This is a genomic window from Enterococcus sp. 3H8_DIV0648 (genome assembly GCF_002140655.1).
In the GTDB taxonomy this organism is placed as follows: domain Bacteria; phylum Bacillota; class Bacilli; order Lactobacillales; family Enterococcaceae; genus Enterococcus_A; species Enterococcus_A hulanensis.
On record NZ_NGLG01000001.1, the window covers coordinates 212020 to 213962 of the forward strand.

At 37.8% G+C, this 1943-nt stretch carries 1 protein-coding gene; it reads left to right on the forward strand.

From position 1 onward, the window contains the following. On the forward strand, nt 1–1943 hold a 1943-nt coding region (locus A5875_RS23480), incomplete at both ends, for a MucBP domain-containing protein (protein WP_176244583.1).

Genomic DNA, 1943 nt, shown 5'->3' on the forward strand with positions numbered 1-1943 from the left:
GAACTAAATGGTTTTACTATTGATGAAAATAAAAAGAATAAAGTGAATGAAATATACTCCTCACGTGGTTTTGATGCTCGAAATGTTTTTTTCTTAGAATTTGGTGATTCATCAATAGAAAATTCAGTTGAAATGAATTCAATTTCAATCAACCGTGATGAAACGAGACACGGTGTAGTAAATACGGTGCCTGACCAAATAGGTATTGAGGGACAAAGTTTAGTAAAAGTTAGTTATGTTGATGAAAATGGAAACACAATTAAATCGGTTATGAATAAAGCTGGTTGGCCCAATGATACAACAACTATTACAGAAGCAGATTTAACTGTAAAAGGATACACCTTAAATAAATCAAAATTACCTGCTGGAGCTAATCCAGATACTGGTGAAATGAATGTAACCTTTCCAGAAGAAGGTAAAACGACTGATATCACTTATGTGTATACGGCTAATAATTCCACAGTTGATGTGAAATATATGCTGGATACAGATGGCGATGGTGTCGGTGACGAATCGATTAATGATGGGGCAGATGACAGTTCATTAAATGGTAAATTTGGTCAGTTATACGTTACACAAGCAAAAGATTACCGTGATAAGAATTATGTTCTTTCACAACGTCCGACAAATGCAGTTGCTCGTTATGATGAACCAACTCCAGAAGTTATATATGTTTATCAAGAAGTGGGAAGTTTGGTTATTGATGACTCCATTCTTGGAGAAAATTCTCGACCAAGCAACACACGCTATGAAATCAATGATGATTTCACTAGCTTGAAAGATCTGATCGTTCCAACTCCACCAACTGGTTATCACTATGTTGATGAAAGTGGAAAAACATTAACAGCGGGTGCTGCAATTCAGCCAGCTAAGAAGAATGCAGATACGACTTGGACATTGGCAGCAAATGATGCGAAAATCATCTACCACTATGTCGATGGAGAAGGCAATGAAGTTGCTGCGGATATCGAGGTAGCAGCTAAGGTTAAAGATACGATTGAAGAAAAAATCAATGTTGTGACTGGATGGCTATATGTAGAAAAACATGCCGATTCAGATAACGATATGATCGTTGATGAAAGTGGAACATCTGAAATCACATATGTGTATAAAAAGATGGGTAACTTAGTTTGGACGAATCCAAGTACTGGTGAAGAAATCACGGTTGTTTATCCAAATGATCCAGATGATCCGAGTAAGATGCTGGATCAAGATGATCCTGCATTCCCAACAATTCCAAATGTTCCGGGATATACACCTACGGACAAAGATGGAAATGAGTTGGAATTAGTAGATCCAAGCGATCCAGATAAAGGATTCAAAACGCCGGAAATTACTGATCCAGGGGAAAATACAGAAATTAACTACGCAGCAAATGATGCTCAAATCATTTATCACTACGTTGATAAAGATGGCAAAAAAATTGCTGATGATGTGACTGTTTCTGCAAAAGTTGGCGATACGATTGCTGCTGATCAAAATATTAATGTTGTTCAAGGATATTTATATGTAGAGAAAGACGCTTCTAAATCTGATGATGATATGATCGTTGACATTGATGGAGTATCTGAGATTACTTACATTTATAAAGCGATGGGTGGATTTACATGGACGAATCCAAATACTGGTGAAGAAATTACCGTTATCTATCCAAATGATCCAGACGACGCAAGTAAGATGTTAGATCAAGACAATCCGAACTTCCCAACAATTCCATATGAACCGGGCTATACACCAACCGATAAAGATGGAAATGAATTGGAATTGGTCGATCCAGATGACCCAACAAAAGGTCATAAAGCGCCAGATGTAGCAGACCCAACTGAGGATACTGAAGTCAGATATAAAGAAGATGATGATGAATCGGACTCAGATAGTGATTCTGACAGCGATAGCGACTCAGACTCAGATAGCGATTCCGACAGCGATAGCGACTCAGACTC